The 17249-nt window shown below is 66.5% G+C and carries 13 protein-coding genes; 5 read left to right on the plus strand and 8 right to left on the minus strand.

Annotated elements, in window-relative coordinates; translation table 11 throughout:
- Positions 1-477 precede the first annotated feature (477 nt).
- Positions 478-1332, plus strand: coding sequence for a YbaY family lipoprotein (locus VM621_RS17280; protein WP_325470206.1), 855 nt, complete (start codon positions 478-480; stop codon positions 1330-1332).
- 140 nt (positions 1333-1472) lie between these two features.
- On the opposite strand, the gene VM621_RS17285 is transcribed toward VM621_RS17280, so the two are convergent.
- From VM621_RS17285 to mnmG, 4 genes are all read right to left on the minus strand, one after another.
- Entirely contained in the window at positions 1473-3269 is a 1797-nt protein-coding gene (locus tag VM621_RS17285; protein WP_325470207.1) for an autotransporter outer membrane beta-barrel domain-containing protein, read from the minus strand.
- Between the two features lie 266 nt (positions 3270-3535).
- A complete protein-coding gene (locus VM621_RS17290) occupies positions 3536-5887 on the minus strand; it encodes a Tex family protein (protein WP_325470208.1) in 2352 nt (783 codons plus the stop codon).
- A gap of 104 nt (positions 5888-5991) precedes the next feature.
- Positions 5992-6762, minus strand: a complete 771-nt coding sequence (locus VM621_RS17295) for an RDD family protein (protein ID WP_325470209.1) — start codon at positions 6760-6762, stop codon at positions 5992-5994.
- Positions 6763-6850: 88 nt separating this feature from the next.
- Entirely contained in the window at positions 6851-8725 is a 1875-nt protein-coding gene (gene mnmG / locus VM621_RS17300) for a tRNA uridine-5-carboxymethylaminomethyl(34) synthesis enzyme MnmG (RefSeq protein ID WP_325470210.1), read from the minus strand.
- Between the two features lie 287 nt (positions 8726-9012).
- On the opposite strand from mnmG, the gene VM621_RS17305 reads away from it, so the two are divergent.
- Positions 9013-9486: a hypothetical protein gene (locus tag VM621_RS17305; protein WP_325470211.1), complete on the plus strand. Its 474-nt coding sequence runs from the start codon at positions 9013-9015 to the stop codon at positions 9484-9486.
- An 8-nt stretch (positions 9487-9494) separates the two neighbouring features.
- Here VM621_RS17305 and pepN read toward each other — a convergent pair whose 3' ends face one another.
- Positions 9495-12143 (minus strand): aminopeptidase N, encoded by a 2649-nt coding sequence (gene pepN, locus VM621_RS17310; protein ID WP_325470212.1) that lies wholly within the window; start codon positions 12141-12143, stop codon positions 9495-9497.
- Between the two features lie 76 nt (positions 12144-12219).
- Here pepN and VM621_RS17315 point away from each other — a divergent pair, with 76 nt between their 5' ends.
- The 3 genes from VM621_RS17315 (at position 12220) to VM621_RS17325 (ending at position 14815) form a co-directional block, all read left to right on the plus strand.
- On the plus strand, positions 12220-13224 hold the full coding sequence (locus VM621_RS17315; RefSeq protein WP_325470213.1) for an aldose epimerase: 1005 nt from the start codon (positions 12220-12222) through the stop codon (positions 13222-13224).
- Positions 13212-14165: a pyridoxal-phosphate dependent enzyme gene (locus VM621_RS17320; RefSeq protein WP_325470465.1), complete on the plus strand. Its 954-nt coding sequence runs from the start codon at positions 13212-13214 to the stop codon at positions 14163-14165. The genes VM621_RS17315 and VM621_RS17320 overlap by 13 nt, the downstream gene beginning before the upstream one ends.
- Positions 14166-14257: 92 nt before the next feature.
- Positions 14258-14815, plus strand: coding sequence for a DNA-3-methyladenine glycosylase I (locus VM621_RS17325; protein ID WP_325470214.1), 558 nt, complete (start codon positions 14258-14260; stop codon positions 14813-14815).
- Positions 14816-14818: 3 nt separating this feature from the next.
- Here the strand turns inward: VM621_RS17325 and bioC are convergent, their stop codons facing one another.
- The 3 genes from bioC to VM621_RS17340 are packed head-to-tail and all read right to left on the minus strand — an operon-like array spanning position 14819 to position 17222.
- A complete protein-coding gene (bioC, locus tag VM621_RS17330) occupies positions 14819-15706 on the minus strand; it encodes a malonyl-ACP O-methyltransferase BioC (protein WP_325470215.1) in 888 nt (295 codons plus the stop codon).
- Positions 15703-16476 carry a pimeloyl-ACP methyl ester esterase BioH gene (gene bioH / locus VM621_RS17335; protein ID WP_325470216.1) on the minus strand — a complete coding sequence of 258 codons (774 nt, stop codon included), beginning with the start codon at positions 16474-16476 and terminating at the stop codon, positions 15703-15705. Before bioH ends, bioC begins: the two co-directional genes overlap by 4 nt.
- Positions 16473-17222: a sulfurtransferase gene (locus VM621_RS17340; RefSeq protein WP_325470217.1), complete on the minus strand. Its 750-nt coding sequence runs from the start codon at positions 17220-17222 to the stop codon at positions 16473-16475. The genes bioH and VM621_RS17340 overlap by 4 nt, the downstream gene beginning before the upstream one ends.
- Between the last annotated feature and the right edge of the window lie 27 nt (positions 17223-17249).

Below are 17249 nucleotides of genomic sequence, written 5' to 3' on the forward strand. Positions count from 1 at the left end.
CGCTGAGCCTGCGTAATGTCTTTGCGTCCCATGGTTCACCTCGTTCTGGCTGCGAATCCCTTTGGGATGTCCAGAAAAATTAGACCACTTCAGGGCGCCAAGGTCTCCCCGCGAAACGCCCAAGTGTACAAAGCGATGGCGCAGCCGAGCCCGCGATGCCGAAGGCGAGCCCTAGGCGAGGTGCGAAAGAATGCCCGGCATGCCCAGCGCCCGCCCCCGGTAATCCGCGAAGAACCTTTTTTTGCCAGTGGTCCCTCTGCGAACCGATTATGGATCAGGCGTTTGCCGATTTTCGGCAAGTCTGACTGCCAGCTTGCCAACCGGCCCGCACTTACGAGTTCCTAGGGATTTTCACCCTTGACTTTTCCACTGGCCCATTTGCCGGTATGCTCCAGGGTTCCCCCCGGAAGAACTGGCGCCATGCGCGCGCGTATCTTCCGTGACCCGACTCTTTCCGTTCCGTTACGAGGTTCGACCATGCGCAGGATTTTCTTGTCGCTCGCATCCGTGGCCGCACTGGCCCTCGCCGGTTGCGGCGGCTCTTCCGACAACGGCCAGCAGGCCGCGGGTGGCACGCCTGACGCGCCGGCCGGCCCGGCCAACGCCGTTACCGGCAGTGTCACCCTGCGTGATGCCGGTGCCCAGCTTTCGCCCGATGCCAAGCTCGAGTTGAAGCTGCTCGACGTGACTGCCGAAGGCTCCCAGCCGCTGGCCACCAAGACGATCGCTCCGGTGACGCTGCCGGCGCAGTTCCAGCTCGATTTCAACGCCACGGACCTCAATCCGAACGACATGTACATCGTCGAGGCATCGCTGCAGGATGGCGATCGCCATTACTCGTCGCCCCTGAAGACGCCCGTCCTGACCAAGGGTGCGAAGAACGTCGCCAACATCCAGATGGTCGGCGAAGCCACCCCGGGCGAGAAGGAGCTCAGCGGCTTCAACAGCGTCAAGAAGAACATCGGCGGCATGAAGGTCACCCAGGGTACGGCGCTGAAAGACGGCGAATCCCGTGGCTGGCAGATCTTCAAGAAAGGCAACGATGTCCAGTTCGTGCGTGAGCTGGTCGACTACGGCGACAAGGGCTTCACCGCCACCGACTTCGCTTACAAGAACGGCAAGCCCTGGGTCATCGTCCAGGAGAAGAAGCCGAACAAGGACGGCAAGCCGACCTCGACCGAGCGCGCGGGCTGGAACGACGCCGGCGACCTGGTCCTGAAAGAGAACCAGACGGGTAGCAAGACCGACGTCCTCTCCGACGACGCCGCCAACGATCTGCGCAAGCAGGCCGAGGCGATGTATTCGAAGGCTGGCGGCAACGGCAAGAAGTAACTTCGGCCACCTTGCCCGAAAAAAACGCCGGCTTGCGCCGGCGTTTTTTTTTGCCGCTGAAGCGGCTTCCACAGGGTTGTTTCACCCACCAAGGTAGCTACGCCCCATAGGGTGGGTAGCTACCTACCGGGGTGGCTCGATCAGAACGCCATCTTCACGCCGAGGTTCAGGCTGTTGTAGCGCTGGGTGTCGTCGGCGAAACGACCGCTGTACGCGGCCCATGCACTCCAGCGCTGGTTGAAGTCGGCGGTGAGGCCGAGGTCGGCCGTGGCCCAGGTCTTGTCCGGGGTGAAGCCCTGCAGGTCGAACCGGCCGCTCATGCTCATCAAGCCGGCGGTGACGTAGCGTGCGTCGGCACGACCGTCGTGGTTGTAGGCGACTTCGGCGAACGGGTGCAGCACGGTGTTACCCGACTGCCACGAACCCTGCACGCGCCAGCCGCCCGTCTCGACGCGCGAGTTGCGGGTCTGCCTGCCGAAGTTCATCGCGGTGCTGGCACCGCCGTACTCGTTGTAACCGTCGACGCGGAGCTGCTCGAACGTGAGGCTGACGAACGGACCGGTCTTCAGCGTTTCGCTGCCGAACCACCAACCGCCCTGCAGGCCGCCGCCGACATGCGAGCCGTCGGTCTTGCCGGTTTCCGTCCGCTGGGCCGGGCCCAGGTCGATACGACGATCGATGTCGGTGAAGCTCAGCTGGCCGAAGCTGACGAAGGTGCCGACGTAGCCGCCACCCGCGTGATAGAACGCGTAACCCGAGCCCGCAAGGTCGGTCATCTTGTAGCCGCCGCCGCCGGAGAAGTCGGCGTTGCTCGAGGCGACGCCGAGGGCGACGCCCATGGAGATGTTCTCGTTGACCTTGGCGTCGGCACCGATGGTCAGGTTGACGTTATCGCTGTCCGTCTTCGGCGAGGTGCCGCTGCTCTTGAACTTCTGCTGGCCATATTCGGCCGAGGCGAAGACGCGCGTGTCCGCGCCGAAGTTGTCGGCCATCATCTGGTTGCGCAGCACGCGCGTGTGCGCGTCGCTCGTGGCCAGGCCGGCCTCGCCGAGCAGGGAGATCTTCTGCGGAGCTTCGATGATCGAGAGGGCGTACTGGCCGAGCAGGGCATGGGCCGCCGCGGTCGGGTGGATGCCATCGGCGAACAGGTAGGTGCTGGCGGCGTTCGGGTCGCGCAGCGTGGCCGGTGTACAGGTGATGGAGCTGGCCGTGGTGCAGGCCGGCACGGTCACGTTGGTGAAGCCGTAGGTGCCCGGGCTGGCGATGACTTCGTTGAGCAGGGCGTAGGTGTCGATCGGCACGATCCCGCGCTGGGCCGAAGCCAGGCCGCCGGAGAGGATACCGTTGTAGACCTGGCTCAGCTGGGTGATACCGGCCGATGCGGCGGCGCCCTGTGACATGGCGGCCGGCGTCTTGCCGACGTCCGGGAGGTTGAAGACGACGATAGTCTTCGCGCCGGCGGCCTGCAATGCCTTGATCTGGCCCACTTCCTGCGTGGCCGCCGTGGCGACGACGACCTGCGCGGTGGCCGGGTTTTCGGTCGCGGCGAGCAGATCGTTGGCGCCGATCCACATGGTGTAGAGCGCGTTCGGGTTGGCCTTGCCACCGTTCGCCGCGAGGTACTGCTGGATCTGCGCCGATGTCGCCGGGACCGGATTCGGAATCGCGGCGCGCGCGCCGCCGAAGGCGTAATCGGTGCCACCGGCCAACGAGGGCGTCAGGGCCAGGTTGAAGTGGTTGGCGATGTTCTCGACGGCGGTCGTACCCGGGTTGGTCGTGAAGCGGGCGATGACCGGCGAGCCGGAGAGGATCGAGACGTTGCCGCTGTCGCTCAGGCTGTCGCCGAACGATACGACCTGCTGGAATCCGTCGGCGTGCGCCCCGGCACTGAACAGAAGGGCGGCACCGATGGCACCGGCAAGATGGCGAATACGCATGTGGTTCACTCCGTGTGTGGGGCGTTAGAGAAACGTTACGGTAATGGAAGCCATACGGCGGCGCATGCTGCGCCGCCGCACCTGGAAAGCACCCAGGGGCCGATGCCACGGGAATCCGGCGTTGGCGGGCCGGGGCACACAGCCAGCGCCCATCGCCGATGCATCGGCGCGCACGGAGCAGGGGAGCCGCCAGTACTCAGAAAATTCTTGAGGCTTGCCGAAAAAGAGGACGTCCACCGGGACACCGTCCCGGTGGACGCATCGCCTTATTTCTTCAGCGCGCGCGAGAAGGCGTCGGCGAAGGCGCTGTTTGCCGGCGCCGGGGCGGCCTTGGGCGGTTGCGGCGGACGGCCGGCGCCGCCCTGGGCGCCACGACGGTTGCCACCGCCACCACCACCGCCTTGCGCGGCGTCGTCACGCTGACCCGGTCGCCCGCTCCGGGCTTCACCGGGGACATCGTCGAGCCGCATGGTGAGCGCAATGCGCTTGCGCGGCAGGTCCACTTCCATGACCTTGACCTTGACCACGTCGCCGGCCTTCACCGCGTCGCGCGGGTCCTTGACGAAGGTGTGCGAAAGCGCCGACACGTGAACCAGGCCGTCCTGATGGACGCCGATATCCACGAAGGCGCCGAAGGCTGCGACATTGGTCACACGGCCTTCGAGCACCATGCCGACCTTCAGGTCTTTCAGGTCTTCGACGCCTTCGGCGAAGCTGGGCGCGACGAACTCGGGACGCGGATCGCGGCCAGGCTTTTCGAGTTCTTTGAGAATATCGCGCACCGTCGGCACGCCGAAGGTCGCGTCGGTGAAGTCTTCCGGCTTGAGCGCGCGCAGGAAGGACGTATCGCCGATGACCTGTTTCACTTCGCGGCCGCACTGCTTGAGGATGCGCTCGACGACGGGATAGGCCTCGGGATGCACGGAGCTTGCATCGAGCGGATTGCTGCCGTCGGAAATGCGCAGGAAGCCCGCGCATTGTTCGAAGGCCTTTTCGCCCAGGCGCGGAACCTTGAGAAGATCCTTGCGGCTGGGGAAGGGACCGTTGGCGTCGCGGTGCTTCACGACATTCTCCGCCACGCTGCTCGACAGGCCGGCGACGCGTGCAAGCAGCGGCGCCGATGCGGTGTTGACGTCCACACCGACCGCGTTGACGCAGTCTTCGACGCGGGCGTCGAGCGCGCGCGCGAGCTTCACCTGGTTCACGTCGTGCTGGTACTGGCCGACGCCGATGGCCTTGGGCTCGATCTTCACCAGCTCGGCCAGGGGATCCTGCAGGCGGCGGGCGATGGACACGGCACCGCGGATGGACACATCGAGTTCCGGGAACTCCTTCGAGGCGAGCTCGGACGCGGAGTACACCGACGCGCCGGCTTCGCTGACCACCACCTTGGAAAGGTTTAGGTCGGGGTGTTTCTTGATGACTTCCGCCGCCAGCTTGTCGGTCTCGCGCGAGGCGGTGCCGTTGCCGATGGCGATGAGGTTCACGCCGTGCTGCTTGCTCAGCTGCGCGATGCGGGCCACCGACTGGTCCCACTGGTTGCGCGGCTCATGCGGGTAGATCGTGTCGAAGGCGAGCAGCTTGCCCGTGGCGTCGACGATCGCCAGCTTGCAGCCGGTGCGGATGCCCGGGTCGAGGCCCATGACTGTTTTTGCGCCTGCCGGCGCGGCGAGGAGGAGGTCCTTCAGGTTGTCGCCGAACACGCGGATGGCCTCGTCTTCGGCGCCTTCGCGCACGCGGCCGAAGAGATCCAGCGTGAGGTGCAGGTGCAGCTTCACGCGCCAGGTCAGGCGCACCGTTTCGCGCAGCCACGCGTCGGCGGCACGGTTGCGGTTGACGATGCCCGCGCGCGCGGCGACGCGACCTTCGCCCTCGGCATGTCCCTGGTCGGCGTCCGCGCCGGGATTGAGGTCGATTTCGAGCACGCCTTCGTTGCGCGCACGCATCAGCGCGAGCAGGCGATGCGAGGGAATCTTCGACACGGCTTCGCTGTGATCGAAGTAGTCGCGGAACTTGGCGCCCTCGTTCTCCTTGCCGGCGACGACGACGGCACGGATCTGGCCCTTCTCCCACAGCCAGTCACGAAGCTCGCCGACGAGGGTCGCGTCCTCGGCGATGGATTCCATGAGAATGGCGCGCGCGCCATCCAGCGCGGCCTTGGTGTCGGCGACGCCCTTTTCGGCATCGACGAAGCTCGCGGCGAAGGTTTCCGGATCCTGCGTGGGATCTTCGCGCAGGCCGAGCGCCAGCGGCTCCAGACCCGCCTCGCGGGCGATCTGGGCCTTGGTGCGGCGCTTGGGCTTGAAGGGGAGGTAGAGATCTTCCAGGCGCGCCTTGGTATCCGCGCTGAGAATGTCCGCCTTGAGGGCGTCGGTCATCTTGCCCTGCTCGACGATGCTGTCGAGGATCGCCGCGCGGCGGTCTTCCAGCTCGCGCAGGTAGCGCAGGCGCTCTTCGAGCAGACGCAGCTGAATGTCGTCCAGACCGCCGGTCACTTCCTTGCGGTAGCGGGCGATGAAGGGCACGGTGGCGCCGCCGTCGAGGAGTTCCACCGCTGCGCGCACCTGTTCGGGCTTTGCGGCGATGTCCTGGGCAATTCGTTGTTCGATGCTCTGCATGTGGTTCCTGTGCGTTGCTCGGCCGGCCGAAACGTCGGGTCGAGCCGTGGATGATAGCAAGCACAGGCAAGGCCCCGGCCCGAGGGCCGGGCCAGGCGGCGTGATCAGGCGTCGAAGCGGCCGTTCTCGCCGCTACGCGGGGCCGCCACGGGAGCGCCGGCCTGGTCGGCGCGACCCATCAGCACGTAGGTCCGCGCGAGGATGTCGTGCACGCCCTGCTTGCGCTCGGTAAAGGCGGCGACGACGTAGCAGATCAGCGGAAGCGGTATCGGGAAGCGCAACACGTTGGTCAGGCGGATCGCGTTGCGGCCGGCGCTGCGGGCGAGCGAGATGCGCTGCCCGTCGGTGTCGGTAACACGGATGCCCACCGCCATCTTTCCTGGCGTGGCCTGCCATTTCGAGGCCTCGAACACCGTGTAGTAAACGAAGCCGATGACCATCAGCACGTAGGTGATCGGCAGCACCGAGGTGGCGTAGGCCTGGAGTGCGGCGACCTGATCGGTCTTCATCTGCTCCATCACCGTGGTCATGACGGCGCCCAGACCCATGCTCAGCGCGATGACGGTGAAGGGCACGATGAGGATGAGGTAATCGATGACCCAGGCGCCGAAGCGCAGCCAGAAGCCGGCGTACTCGGGCGCGGCGACATCGGTGACGCCCAGGAACGGTGGCGGAGAGGGTGGCATCGGTGGCGCGCCCTCGGCGACCGCCGGGCGATCGTCCGGGAACAGTTCGCCCAGCGGGCGCCAGTCGACCATGCCGTCGTACCAGCCGAGTTCGTCGGGACGGCAGGTGCCGTCGCGCAGCCACTGACGGATGTCGTCGTCCGTGTAGGGACCAAAGCGCTCACCGTTACGTCCGATCCAGACTTGCATGGTCTACCTTTTCACTGAAGCACTGACTGGCGCCGATGATGCCAGATGGACCGCTGCGCCGCCGACTGCTGGTTGGCACATGCGCCGCTCAGGCGGCGCGACGCTTCAGGTGGACCAGCAACAGCGAAATCGCCGCCGGCGTCACGCCGCTGATGCGCGATGCCTGGCCGATGGTCACGGGTAGCGCCCGCTTGAGCTTGAGCAGCACCTCGGCGGAGAGGCCGCGCACGCGGTCGTAATCGAAGCCTTCGGGAATCGCCGTGGACTCGTGCCGGCGCTGACGCTCGATCTCGTCGCGCTGGCGTTCCAGGTAACCGGCGTACTTCGCCTGGACTTCCACCTGCGTGGCGACCTCGGGATCGTCCACCGGCGGCCCGAGTTCGGCAACGCCGGTAAGGGTGGCGTAGTCCAGCTCGGGTCGGCGGAGCAGATCGAGGGCATGGGTCTCGCGGCTTACGGCGATGCCGAGCGAGCGCTCGATCGCCGCGCCGAGCGCGTTGGTCGGTGCGGCCCAGATACCACGCAGGCGCGCCGTCTCGTGCTCCGCCGCGTCGCGCTTGGCCTCGAACCGGCGGAAGCGATCCTCGGGGACGACGCCGCGTGCGTAGCCGTGAGGCGTCAGGCGAAGGTCGGCGTTGTCTTCGCGCAAGTGCAGCCGGTACTCGGCGCGCGAGGTGAACATGCGATACGGCTCAATGGTGCCATTGGTCGTGAGGTCGTCGATGAGGACGCCGATATAGGCCTCGTCGCGGCGCGGATACCACGGCGCCTCGCCGCGCACGGCAAGCGCGGCGTTCATCCCGGCGATGAGTCCCTGCGCGCCGGCTTCCTCATAACCCGTGGTGCCGTTGATCTGGCCGGCGAAATACAGCCCCGGTATGCCCTTGGTTTCGAGCCAGGGATGCAGGCCTCGCGGATCGAAGTAGTCGTACTCGATCGCATAACCCGGACGCGTGATGTGCGCGCGCTCGAAGCCGGGAAGGGAGCGCACCAGCGCATGCTGCACGTCGAAGGGCAGCGAGGTCGAGATGCCGTTGGGGTAGATCTCGAAGGTATCGAGACCTTCCGGTTCGACGAAGATCTGGTGCGAGGTCTTGTCGGCGAAGCGGACCACCTTGTCTTCGATCGACGGGCAATAGCGCGGGCCGACGCCTTCGATCTGCCCACTGTACAGCGGCGACCGGTCCAGCGAGCCGCGGATGAGTTCGTGCGTGGCTTCAGTGGTGTGGGTGATCCAGCAGCTCACCTGGCGCGGGTGCTCGGCGGCCGATCCCATGTAAGAGAAGTGCGGCATGGGATCGTCGCCGGGTTGCTCCTCGAGGACCGAGAAATCGATGCTGCGGCTGTCGATGCGCGGCGGCGTACCTGTCTTCAGACGGTCGGCGGCAACCGGCAACTCGCGCAGCTTCGCGGCCAGTGTCGAGGCCGGTGGATCGCCGGCGCGGCCACCTGCGTATTGCGCCGAACCGATGTGGATCTTGCCGGCAAGGAAGGTGCCCGCGGTAAGCACGACCGCGGGTGCGTGGAAGTCGAGGCCCATCTGCGTACGCACGCCGGCGACACGACCATCGATGAGGATGAGGTCGTCCACGGCCTGCTGGAACAGTTCGAGGTTGGGCTGTGTTTCGACGATGAAGCGGATCGCCGACTTGTAAAGGGTGCGATCGGCCTGGCAGCGCGTGGCGCGCACAGCCGGTCCCTTGGATGCGTTGAGCGTCCGCCACTGGATGCCGGCGCGATCCGCCGCATGCCCCATGGCGCCGCCGAGGGCGTCGATCTCCTTGACCAGGTGGCCCTTGCCGATGCCACCGATCGCCGGGTTGCAGCTCATCTGCCCGATCGTTTCGATGTTGTGGCTGAGCAGCAGGGTGCGTGCGCCGGTGCGTGCGGACGCAAGGGCGGCTTCGGTGCCGGCGTGTCCGCCACCGACCACGATGACGTCGTAGGTTTCTGTATGCAGCATGGTCAGGATGTTCGGCAGGTGGCCAGGCCGGCCATTTTACGCCTGCCGGGCAAACCACGCTGCGTTGCAGCGCCGTCGCCATCGGGCAGGTCTTGGCACGGCTCGTGCTTCCTATTCCGTGCACTTCACCCGGGCAGACGCTGCGCGATCGCACGCGCGCCGAGACCGAACGACAGGGGTTTGGTCGTGTGCCGGGCGAAGGAAGCGGGATGTGGGCAAGGATGCCCCATTCGGTTTGTCGAATGAGATCTGGCGCCCGGCGGTCTCAGGAACAGGGGGAATCCAGGATGACCGTGCTGCCGGGCGCCAGAAACCGAGTGACTGGCACGAAGAGCCGAGGCCAACGCCTCGGCTTTTTTTCGTTGAATGGAACAGTACACCGTTCGAATGAATCGTGTGTGACTTTTTCGTCAACGAGGTGCTCGATTTCGGCAATTGGTGACGCAGTACGTCAGTTTCTCCCCAGTCCCGAGATCGCCTGTGACGCAGCGCACATTTCTTCGCCCGCAAAAGCGCGTGGCACGGCCGATGCATCGCAGCATCCCGACCAACGAGGGAAAGGGCTGCACGCCATGAACGCTGTCATGTCCACCAATGAACCCATGATCCGCCACCACGACCTGCTCATCGAAATGGGGAGTCTGGAAATGGCCATGGAGCGGCTTGTCGAACGCCATCCCGCCGAGCAGGGCCGCCTGCGCCCGCGTATCGAGGAGCGCCTCGCGCGTATTCGCGAAACGCTGGCCGGGCTGGAGGACTGATCCAGGGATCAGCCCAAGGCCACCCGGGCGAGGATATCGGTGAGATCGCGCGAAAGATCCTTGCGTGACGCCAGTTCCGCGACCACCGCATGCGCCGCTTCGCGCCGCACCGGCTCCAGGCGCTTCCACCCGTTGAAGGCCGTCGCCACACGCGCGGCGACCTGCGGATTGAGCGCATCGATCGCCACCAGGCGATCCGCCAGCCAGCGATAGGCCGCGCCGTCGGTGCGATGGAAGCCGCTGGGATTGGCGCGCGCGAAGCTACCCAGCAGCGACTGCACGCGATTGGGGTTCTTCAGGGTGAACGCGTCGTCGCGCTCCAGCGACTGGATGCGCTCCAGTGCCGTGTCGCCGGGCAACTGGGCCTGTACCGCGAACCACTTGTCGAGTGCCAGGGCATTGCCCTCGTAGCGCTGGCGGAAGTGTGCGAACGCGGGCGCCGCGGCTTCCGGATCGATCGTCGCCAGCGTGGCCAGTGCCGCGAGGCGGTCGGTCATGCCCGGGGCTTCCTCGTACTGCGCGCGAGCGAGCTCGCGCGCGTGGTTTTCATCGACCAGCGCGAGCAGGTCGAGCACGCGGCGTTTGAGTTGCCTGCGCGCCTGGCTGGCCGCGTCGAGGGCAGCGCTGGTGGCGGCGCGCAGGGCGTCGTAACGTGCCCGCAGCGAGGGCACGCCGATCCGGCTTGCCAGCTCGCGCAGCATCGCTTGCCGGCTGGCGCGGATGCGGTCCGGGTCGCGCTCGGGCTGGCGCTCGACCAACTCGATCTCGCCGGGCGGGGTAAGCAGTTCGGCGAGCAGTGCGTCTTCGACCGAGGCATCGCCGAAGAGCTGGGCGAGGGCCGTCGTCCAGGCGCCGATCGCGGCGCCGTCGAGCTTGCCGTCGCGGCAGTTGTCATAAGCAAGGCCGGCGAGCTGCTGACCGGCCTCCCAGCGATTGAAGCCGTCCGGATCGTGACGAAGCAACACACCCAGTTCTTCGGGGGCGTAATCGAATTCGAGGATCACCGGCGCCGAGAAGCCGCGCAGCAAGGACGGTACGGGAGCGCTGGCGATGTCCTCGAACACGATGCTGCGCTCGGCGCCATCGAGCACGATGGTGCGTTCCGCGGCACCCGCCGTGGATTCGCCTTCGAGGCGAAGCGGCAGCGCCTTGCCGGAGGCATCGAACAGCGACAGCCGGACGGGAATCGGCAGCGCATGCTTGACCGTCTGCCCCGCGCTCGCCGGCGTGCGCTGGCGCAAGGTGAGGCGATAGCGCGACTGTGCGGCGTCGTAACGTGCCTCGGCGGTCAGTCGTGGCGTCCCTGCCTGGCCATACCAGGCCAGGTAGGCCGATAGATCGGTGCCGTTGGCATCGCCCAGGGCTTTCAGGAAATCCTCGATGGTGGCCGCATCGCCGTCGTGGCGATCGAAGTAGACGTCCATGCCCTTGCGGAAACCCTCGCGGCCGAGATGGCCGGCGAGCATGCGTACGAGCTCGGAGCCCTTCTCGTAGACGGTGGCCGTGTAGAAATTGTTGATCTCGCTGTACTGCGACGGCCGCACCGGATGCGATAGCGGGCCGGCATCCTCGGGGAACTGCGCTCGACGCAGCAAGGCGACGTCTTCGATGCGCTTGAGCGACACCGAGTTCATGTCCGCCGAGAAGCTCTGCTCGCGGAACACGGTGAGGCCTTCCTTCAGACTGAGCTGGAACCAGTCGCGGCAGGTGACGCGGTTGCCGCTCCAGTTGTGGAAGTATTCGTGCGCGACCACGGCTTCGACGTGACGGTATTCGTCGTCGGTGCTCGAATCCGGATCGGCCAGCAGGTACTTCGCGTTGAAGATGTTGAGACCCTTGTTCTCCATCGCGCCCATGTTGAAATCGTGCGTGGCGACGACGTGGAAAACGTCGAGGTCGTAATTGCGACCGTAGGTGCGCTCGTCCCATTGCATCGAGCGAATGAGCGAGTCCATGGCGTAGTCGCAGCGATCGATGACATCGGCCTCGGCCCATATGTGCAGGGCCACCGCGCGGCCATCGGCCGTGGTGTAGTCGTGGCTGATCCGTTCCAGCCGACCGGCGACCAGGGCGAACAGGTAGCTCGGCTTCGGGTGCGGGTCGACGAAACGTGCCCAGTGGCGGCCGTCGGGCAGTTCGCCCGCACCGTCCGGATTGCCGCCGGCGAGCAGAACAGGAAAGCGCTCCCGGTCGGCGCGCAGCGTCACGGCGTACTTCGACAGGACGTCGGGACGGTCCGGGAAATAGGTGATATGCCGGAAACCCTCGGCTTCACACTGAGTCAGCAGGAAGCCGCGATCGCGGCTGCCGGAAAGGTACAGGCCTTCGAAGGCGGTGTTCTCCGCCGGGCGGACCGCGACGCGGGCGCCGAGGACGCAGCGGTCGGCGTCGACCGCGACTTCCAGCATGCCGTTGGCGAGGATGTACTCGCCGTCGCCCAGCTCACGGCCGTCCAGCGTGAGCCCCAGGAGCTCGATCCCCTCGCCGTTCAGGCGAACAGGCTCGTCGGCCTGCCTTACCAGGGTGAGGCGGCTGACGACCTCGGTGCGGTCGATGCCGAGGTCGAACTCGAGCGCCACCTCTTCCACGGCCCACGCGGGCGGGCGGTAGTCGGCGAGACGGATAACGGACGTAGGGGCGTCGGAGCGATCACTCATGGCGGTAAGACAACACATGTTCTGGTCTGACAGGCAGGCTAACATGCGGTCGGATTCGTCAAAAGGAAGCCTCCCCATGTCCCGATTCACTGTGACGCACTCCACCCTGGGCGCGAACGCACTGGTGGTACTGGTCGACGCCGATGCCGACCGCGAGGTGCGCATCGCCCGGCGCGGCGCCACCGTGCTCTCCATCAGCACCCGTTGGCGCGACGCGACACACGCCGTGACCGACGGTTTCCGCGACGAAAAGGAGCTGGTGGGGCATAAGGGATCGCGCTTCGCGATCATGACGCCGTTCGCCAACCGCGTTAACGATTCGCGCTACACATTTGAAGGAACTACTTACGATTTGCAGCCGGGTGCCGTCGGCGCCGATCGCGCCAGCCGCCACGGCTTCCTTCGCGGCACGCTGTTCGACGTGCAGCGCGAGCATGCCGACGACGACCGCGCCTCGGTCACGCTCTTCACCGACGCGATCCGGCCCGGGGTGAATCCGGGCTACCCGTTCGCCCTCGACTTCAGTGTCACCTTCACGCTGGACGAGCACGGCCTGACGGTGGAAGCGAAAACACGCAATGTCGGCGACCACGCCGCACCCACGTTCTTCGGCTGGCACCCGTACTTCCGGCTTTCGGAAAACCCGATCGACACCTGGGAGCTGCAGGTGCCGGCGGACAAGGTCATCGCCACGGACAAGGATTTCATTCCGCTGCCGGGCACGCGCGCGTGGCAGGCTGTGGAAAAAGCCGATGCGTCGCTCGATTTTCGCAAGCCGCGCGCGATCGGCAGCGTCGCGCTCAATCACACCTACGCGGATCTGCAGCTCGATACCGATGGCAAGGCGCGCACCCATCTGCGCGACCCGAAAACGGGTGTGGGCATCGCCGTGTGGCAGGAGAAGGGCGTGATGCTCGCCTTCACCTCGGACACCGCCGAACGCGACGCCCGCAAGTCGGTCGCACTCGAGCCCATGGAATGCATGCCGGATGCCTTCAACCGCGACGACTGCACGCCGCTGATCACGCTGGCCGCCGGTCAGGAGCGTCGCTTCGTCTGCGGCGTGGAATTCGACACGTGACCTTGCCGACCTTTGCCGACGTACGCGACGCCGCCGCGCGCATCGCACCGTATGCGCTGGTGACACCCGTGCTTCGCAGCGACCGCATCGACATGCTGGTCGGGGCGATGGTGGTCTTCAAGTGCGAGAACCTGCAGCGGGGCGGCGCATTCAAGTTTCGCGGCGCGACCAATGCCGTCTGGTCGTTGAGCGACGAGGACGCCGCGCGCGGCGTCGTCACGCACTCCTCCGGCAATCACGGTAATGCCCTGGCCATGGCGGCGCGTACGCGCGGGATCACGGCACACGTGGTCGTTCCCGAAGGCGCGGTGAAGACCAAGGTGGACGCGATTGTCGTCGCGGGCGCGACGGTGCACCGCTGTGAGCCGACCACCGCGGCGCGTGAGGCGAAGGCTGCCGAGGTCATGGCAAGCACGGGCGCGACCCTGGTCCACCCCTACGCGGATTCGCGCGTGATGGCGGGGCAGGGGACGCTGGTGCCCGAACTGCTGCGCCAGTCTCCGGGTATCGATACGATCGTCTTTCCCGTCGGTGGTGGTGGGCTGGCATCCGGCTGCTCGATCGCGGCCCACGGCATCGACCCGGCGATCGCGCTGTTCGGCGCCGAGCCGGAAGGCGCCGACGATGCGGCCCGTTCGCTGGAAGCGGATGCGCGGGTCGGGCCGTTCACGCCCCACACGATTTGCGACGGCCTGCGTACGCTGATCGGCGAGCCGAACTTTCATGTTCTGCGCGAGCAGGGCGTCAGCGTGCTGCGTGTCAGCGACGCCGACGTGATCGCCGCCATGCGCCTGCTCTGGTCCGAGTTGCGCATCGTCGTCGAGCCGTCGAGTGCCACGGTGCTCGCCGCGCTCATGCGTTACCCGGAGCGTGTCGTCGGGCGCCGTATCGGCGCGGTGTTGACTGGCGGCAACGTCGATCTGGATGACTTGCCCTGGTAGGCATTCGCACGGGAAGCGCGACCTGAAGCGGACATTCGCGGCCACTTTGCGTAGCTATTCTCGTCTCTTCTTCAGGACGTGTGAGACGGGACATGCGATGCGCCTGGGCCGAACAAAGCGATGTTGAACGCACGTATCACGACGGGGAGTGGGGGCTGCCGATCCACGACGATCGACAGCTCTTCGAGCTGATCACGCTGCGTGGCGCGGCGGCCGGGCTGAGGTGGCGTACCGTTCTGGCAAAGCGCGAGCGTTATCGCCGCATCTTTCACGACTACGACCTCTCACGCATCGCCGCGATGACCGACAGCGAACTCGCCATGGTCCGCCGCGATCGCAGCATCATCCGTCATCGCCTCAAGATCGCCTCGGTGCGCGGCAATGCGCGGGCCGCGCTCAGGTTGATCGAAGACGAGGGATCGTTATCGGCCTTTCTCCATCGCTTCGTCGGTGGGGATGCCAGCGCCACGCCATCATGCCTTGCGCCTGGAACGCGTTCGCGAAGCGATGCCTCCGACATCATGAGCGCGACCCTGCATCGGCGAGGATTTCGTTTCGCCGGTACGGCCATCTGCTACGCGCTCATGCAGGCCACCGGGATGGTCGACGGACACGAACCCGGTTGCCGCTACCGCGCGACCCGACGATAACCGTCAGAACGGCGTCTTCCGCCGCGACCCACGCAGTTTGTCGATGGGGAAACTGGCGATCTCGCCGCTGCCTTCGCGGCGCGACTGCCCGGCCGGAGGCCCCCAGGCATGGGCGGTGACCACTTCCCACGTCGACGGAATGACCCCGTCGCTGCGCATCGCTTCGTAGGCATCGAGCATGCGGCGGTAGTGCTGCTTGCCGGTGAGTCCGCGTTGACGATCGGCGTCGGCATTGTTCGCGCCCAGACCGCGCAGCTCGTCGAGCAGCGCGCGCGGCGTGGGATAGGTGAGCGTGTAGCGTTCGGCGAACAAGACCGGATCGCGCAGCCCGGCGCTCAGCATCGCGTCGCCGATGTCGTGCATGTCGAGAAAGCGTGCCACGTGCGCGTGCTGGTCGGCTTCCGCCCAGGCGGCACGGAGCTCGCTCAATGTGTCCGGACCGAACGTGGAGAACGTGAGCAGGCCGCCGGGTTTGAGCACGCGCGCGCACTCGGTGAACAGGCGGGCCACGTCCTCGCACCACTGGAAGCACAGATTGGAAAACAGAATGTCGACGCTGTGGTCGGGCATCGGCAAGGTGTAGGCGTCGGCGGCGACACGCGAGAACGGCTTCAGCCAACTGCTGTGCTGCCTGGCCTGGCGCAGCATCGGGAGCGCCAGATCCATCGCGATGACCTGCGCTTTGGGGTAACGCTTCTTCAGCGCAGCGCTGCCGCGGCCGGTACCCGCGCCAACGTCGAGGACGATCTCGGGCACCTGCTCGAATATGTCGAGGCGGTCGACCAGGGTCGACTGCACTTCGCGCTGTAGCGCGTCGTGTTTCTCGTAGGTGCCGGCGGCGCGACCGAAGTTGCGCCTGACCTGGGTACGGTCGAAATGAAATTCGCTCATGCGTCTGCTTCGGTGAACTGCGTCAGGACATCGGCCACGCTGGCGGCGTGGCCGATAAAGGGGGCGTGACCGGCGTGGGCGATCTCCTCGAAGCGGCCGCCGGCCGCCTCGGCGCACCAGCGCACGGCCTCGGGATGAACAATGCGGTCGCGCCGGCCGGCAATCCACAGGCTGCGCTGACGCAGTTCGGACAGGCGCGGGCGCAAGTCGGCGCTCTCGAGCAGGCGCAGGCCTTCCATCAGGACGCGCGGGTCGGGCTCGCCGCGGGCGAAGGCTTCTTCCTTCAGGCGTCGGGCTTCGGCGCGCGGATCGGCGCTGCCCATGGCCTCCAGCGCGATGAAGCGCTCCAGTGTGCCGCGGTAGTCGGTCTCGAGATCGGCGGCGAGCTTCTGCACCATGGCCGCGTCGTTGCCGTAGGGCCAGCCCTGGGTGCGGACGAAGCGCGGCGTGGAGCACATGGCGACCACCGAGGTCACGTGCTCCGGCGTGTCGAGTGCGGCGGTCAGCGCGACCAGTCCACCGAGCGACCAACCCATCCACATCGCGGGCGGCGTCGCTGTGGCGATCGCCTTTGCACAGGCCAGCGGTTCGAGCGGAATGCCGCAGTCGCGCGAGTAGCCGTGGCCCGGCAGGTCGACGACGTACATCGTGTAGCGCGAGGCCAGTGCGTCGACCAGTGGCGAGAGGATGCCGCCGTGCATGGCCCAGCCATGGATCAGCACCAGCGGTGTATCGCCCTCGCCGTGGCGCTCGATGTGCAGACCGCTCATGACGCGCCGCCTGCCGGGTCGCTCGGTGCGAGGGTCGGATCGACGGCGCCGCGCTCGTCGAAGACGAAGCAATCGCCACGCCAGTGCGCGCCGCCGGCTTCCTCGAAATACTTCAGGATGCCGCCTTCCAACTGGAAGACGCGATCGATGCCGATCTCGCGCATGTGGATGGCCGCTTTCTCGCAGCGGATACCGCCCGTGCAGAACGAGACCACGGTCTTGCCATCGAAGCGCGCGCGATCCGCGGCGATGGCGTCGGGAAACCCGGTGAAGCTCGCGAGGCCGTATTCGACAGTGTTCTCGAACGTGCCCGCGGCCACTTCGTAGTCGTTGCGCGTGTCGACCAGTACGACCGGGCGGCCCTCGTCGTCGTGGCCCTGGTCGAGCCAGCGCCGCAGATCCAGCGGCAGCACATGCGGTGCGCGACCTTCCTCGGGACGGATCGACGGCGCACGCATGGTGATGATCTCTTTCTTCAGGCGCACGCGCATGCGACCGAATGGCACGTCGTCGGAGAGACTCTCTTTCGGCGTGATGTCGGCGAAGCGTGGGTCCTCGTGGAGCCAGCTCACGAAGGCATCGATCGCCTCGCGCGGTGCGGCCAGGAAGAGGTTGATCCCTTCCGGTGCCAGCAGGATCGTCCCCTTCAGCGCCAGGGCGTCGCAGCGCTCGACCATGCGCGCGCGCAGCACGTCCAGATCGTCGAGACCGACGAACTTGTAGGCGGAAATGTTGAGGATCGACATGGGCATAGGGGGAGGGACGTGGCCGCC

It is taken from the genome of Luteibacter sp. (assembly GCF_035539195.1).
Classification (GTDB): Bacteria; Pseudomonadota; Gammaproteobacteria; order Xanthomonadales; family Rhodanobacteraceae; genus Luteibacter.

What these genes read in the sequence shown, in the direction of transcription:
- VM621_RS17280 (WP_325470206.1), top strand. Translation starts at nt 478, where the DNA reads ATGCGCAGGATTTTCTTGTCGCTCGCATCCGTGGCCGCACTGGCCCTC.
- VM621_RS17285 (WP_325470207.1), bottom strand. Translation starts at nt 3,269, where the DNA reads ATGCGTATTCGCCATCTTGCCGGTGCCATCGGTGCCGCCCTTCTGTTC.
- VM621_RS17290 (WP_325470208.1), bottom strand. Translation starts at nt 5,887, where the DNA reads ATGCAGAGCATCGAACAACGAATTGCCCAGGACATCGCCGCAAAGCCC.
- VM621_RS17295 (WP_325470209.1), bottom strand. Translation starts at nt 6,762, where the DNA reads ATGCAAGTCTGGATCGGACGTAACGGTGAGCGCTTTGGTCCCTACACG.
- mnmG (WP_325470210.1), bottom strand. Translation starts at nt 8,725, where the DNA reads ATGCTGCATACAGAAACCTACGACGTCATCGTGGTCGGTGGCGGACAC.
- VM621_RS17305 (WP_325470211.1), top strand. Translation starts at nt 9,013, where the DNA reads ATGACCGTGCTGCCGGGCGCCAGAAACCGAGTGACTGGCACGAAGAGC.
- pepN (WP_325470212.1), bottom strand. Translation starts at nt 12,143, where the DNA reads ATGAGTGATCGCTCCGACGCCCCTACGTCCGTTATCCGTCTCGCCGAC.
- VM621_RS17315 (WP_325470213.1), top strand. Translation starts at nt 12,220, where the DNA reads ATGTCCCGATTCACTGTGACGCACTCCACCCTGGGCGCGAACGCACTG.
- VM621_RS17325 (WP_325470214.1), top strand. Translation starts at nt 14,258, where the DNA reads ATGCGATGCGCCTGGGCCGAACAAAGCGATGTTGAACGCACGTATCAC.
- bioC (WP_325470215.1), bottom strand. Translation starts at nt 15,706, where the DNA reads ATGAGCGAATTTCATTTCGACCGTACCCAGGTCAGGCGCAACTTCGGT.
- bioH (WP_325470216.1), bottom strand. Translation starts at nt 16,476, where the DNA reads ATGAGCGGTCTGCACATCGAGCGCCACGGCGAGGGCGATACACCGCTG.
- VM621_RS17340 (WP_325470217.1), bottom strand. Translation starts at nt 17,222, where the DNA reads ATGTCGATCCTCAACATTTCCGCCTACAAGTTCGTCGGTCTCGACGAT.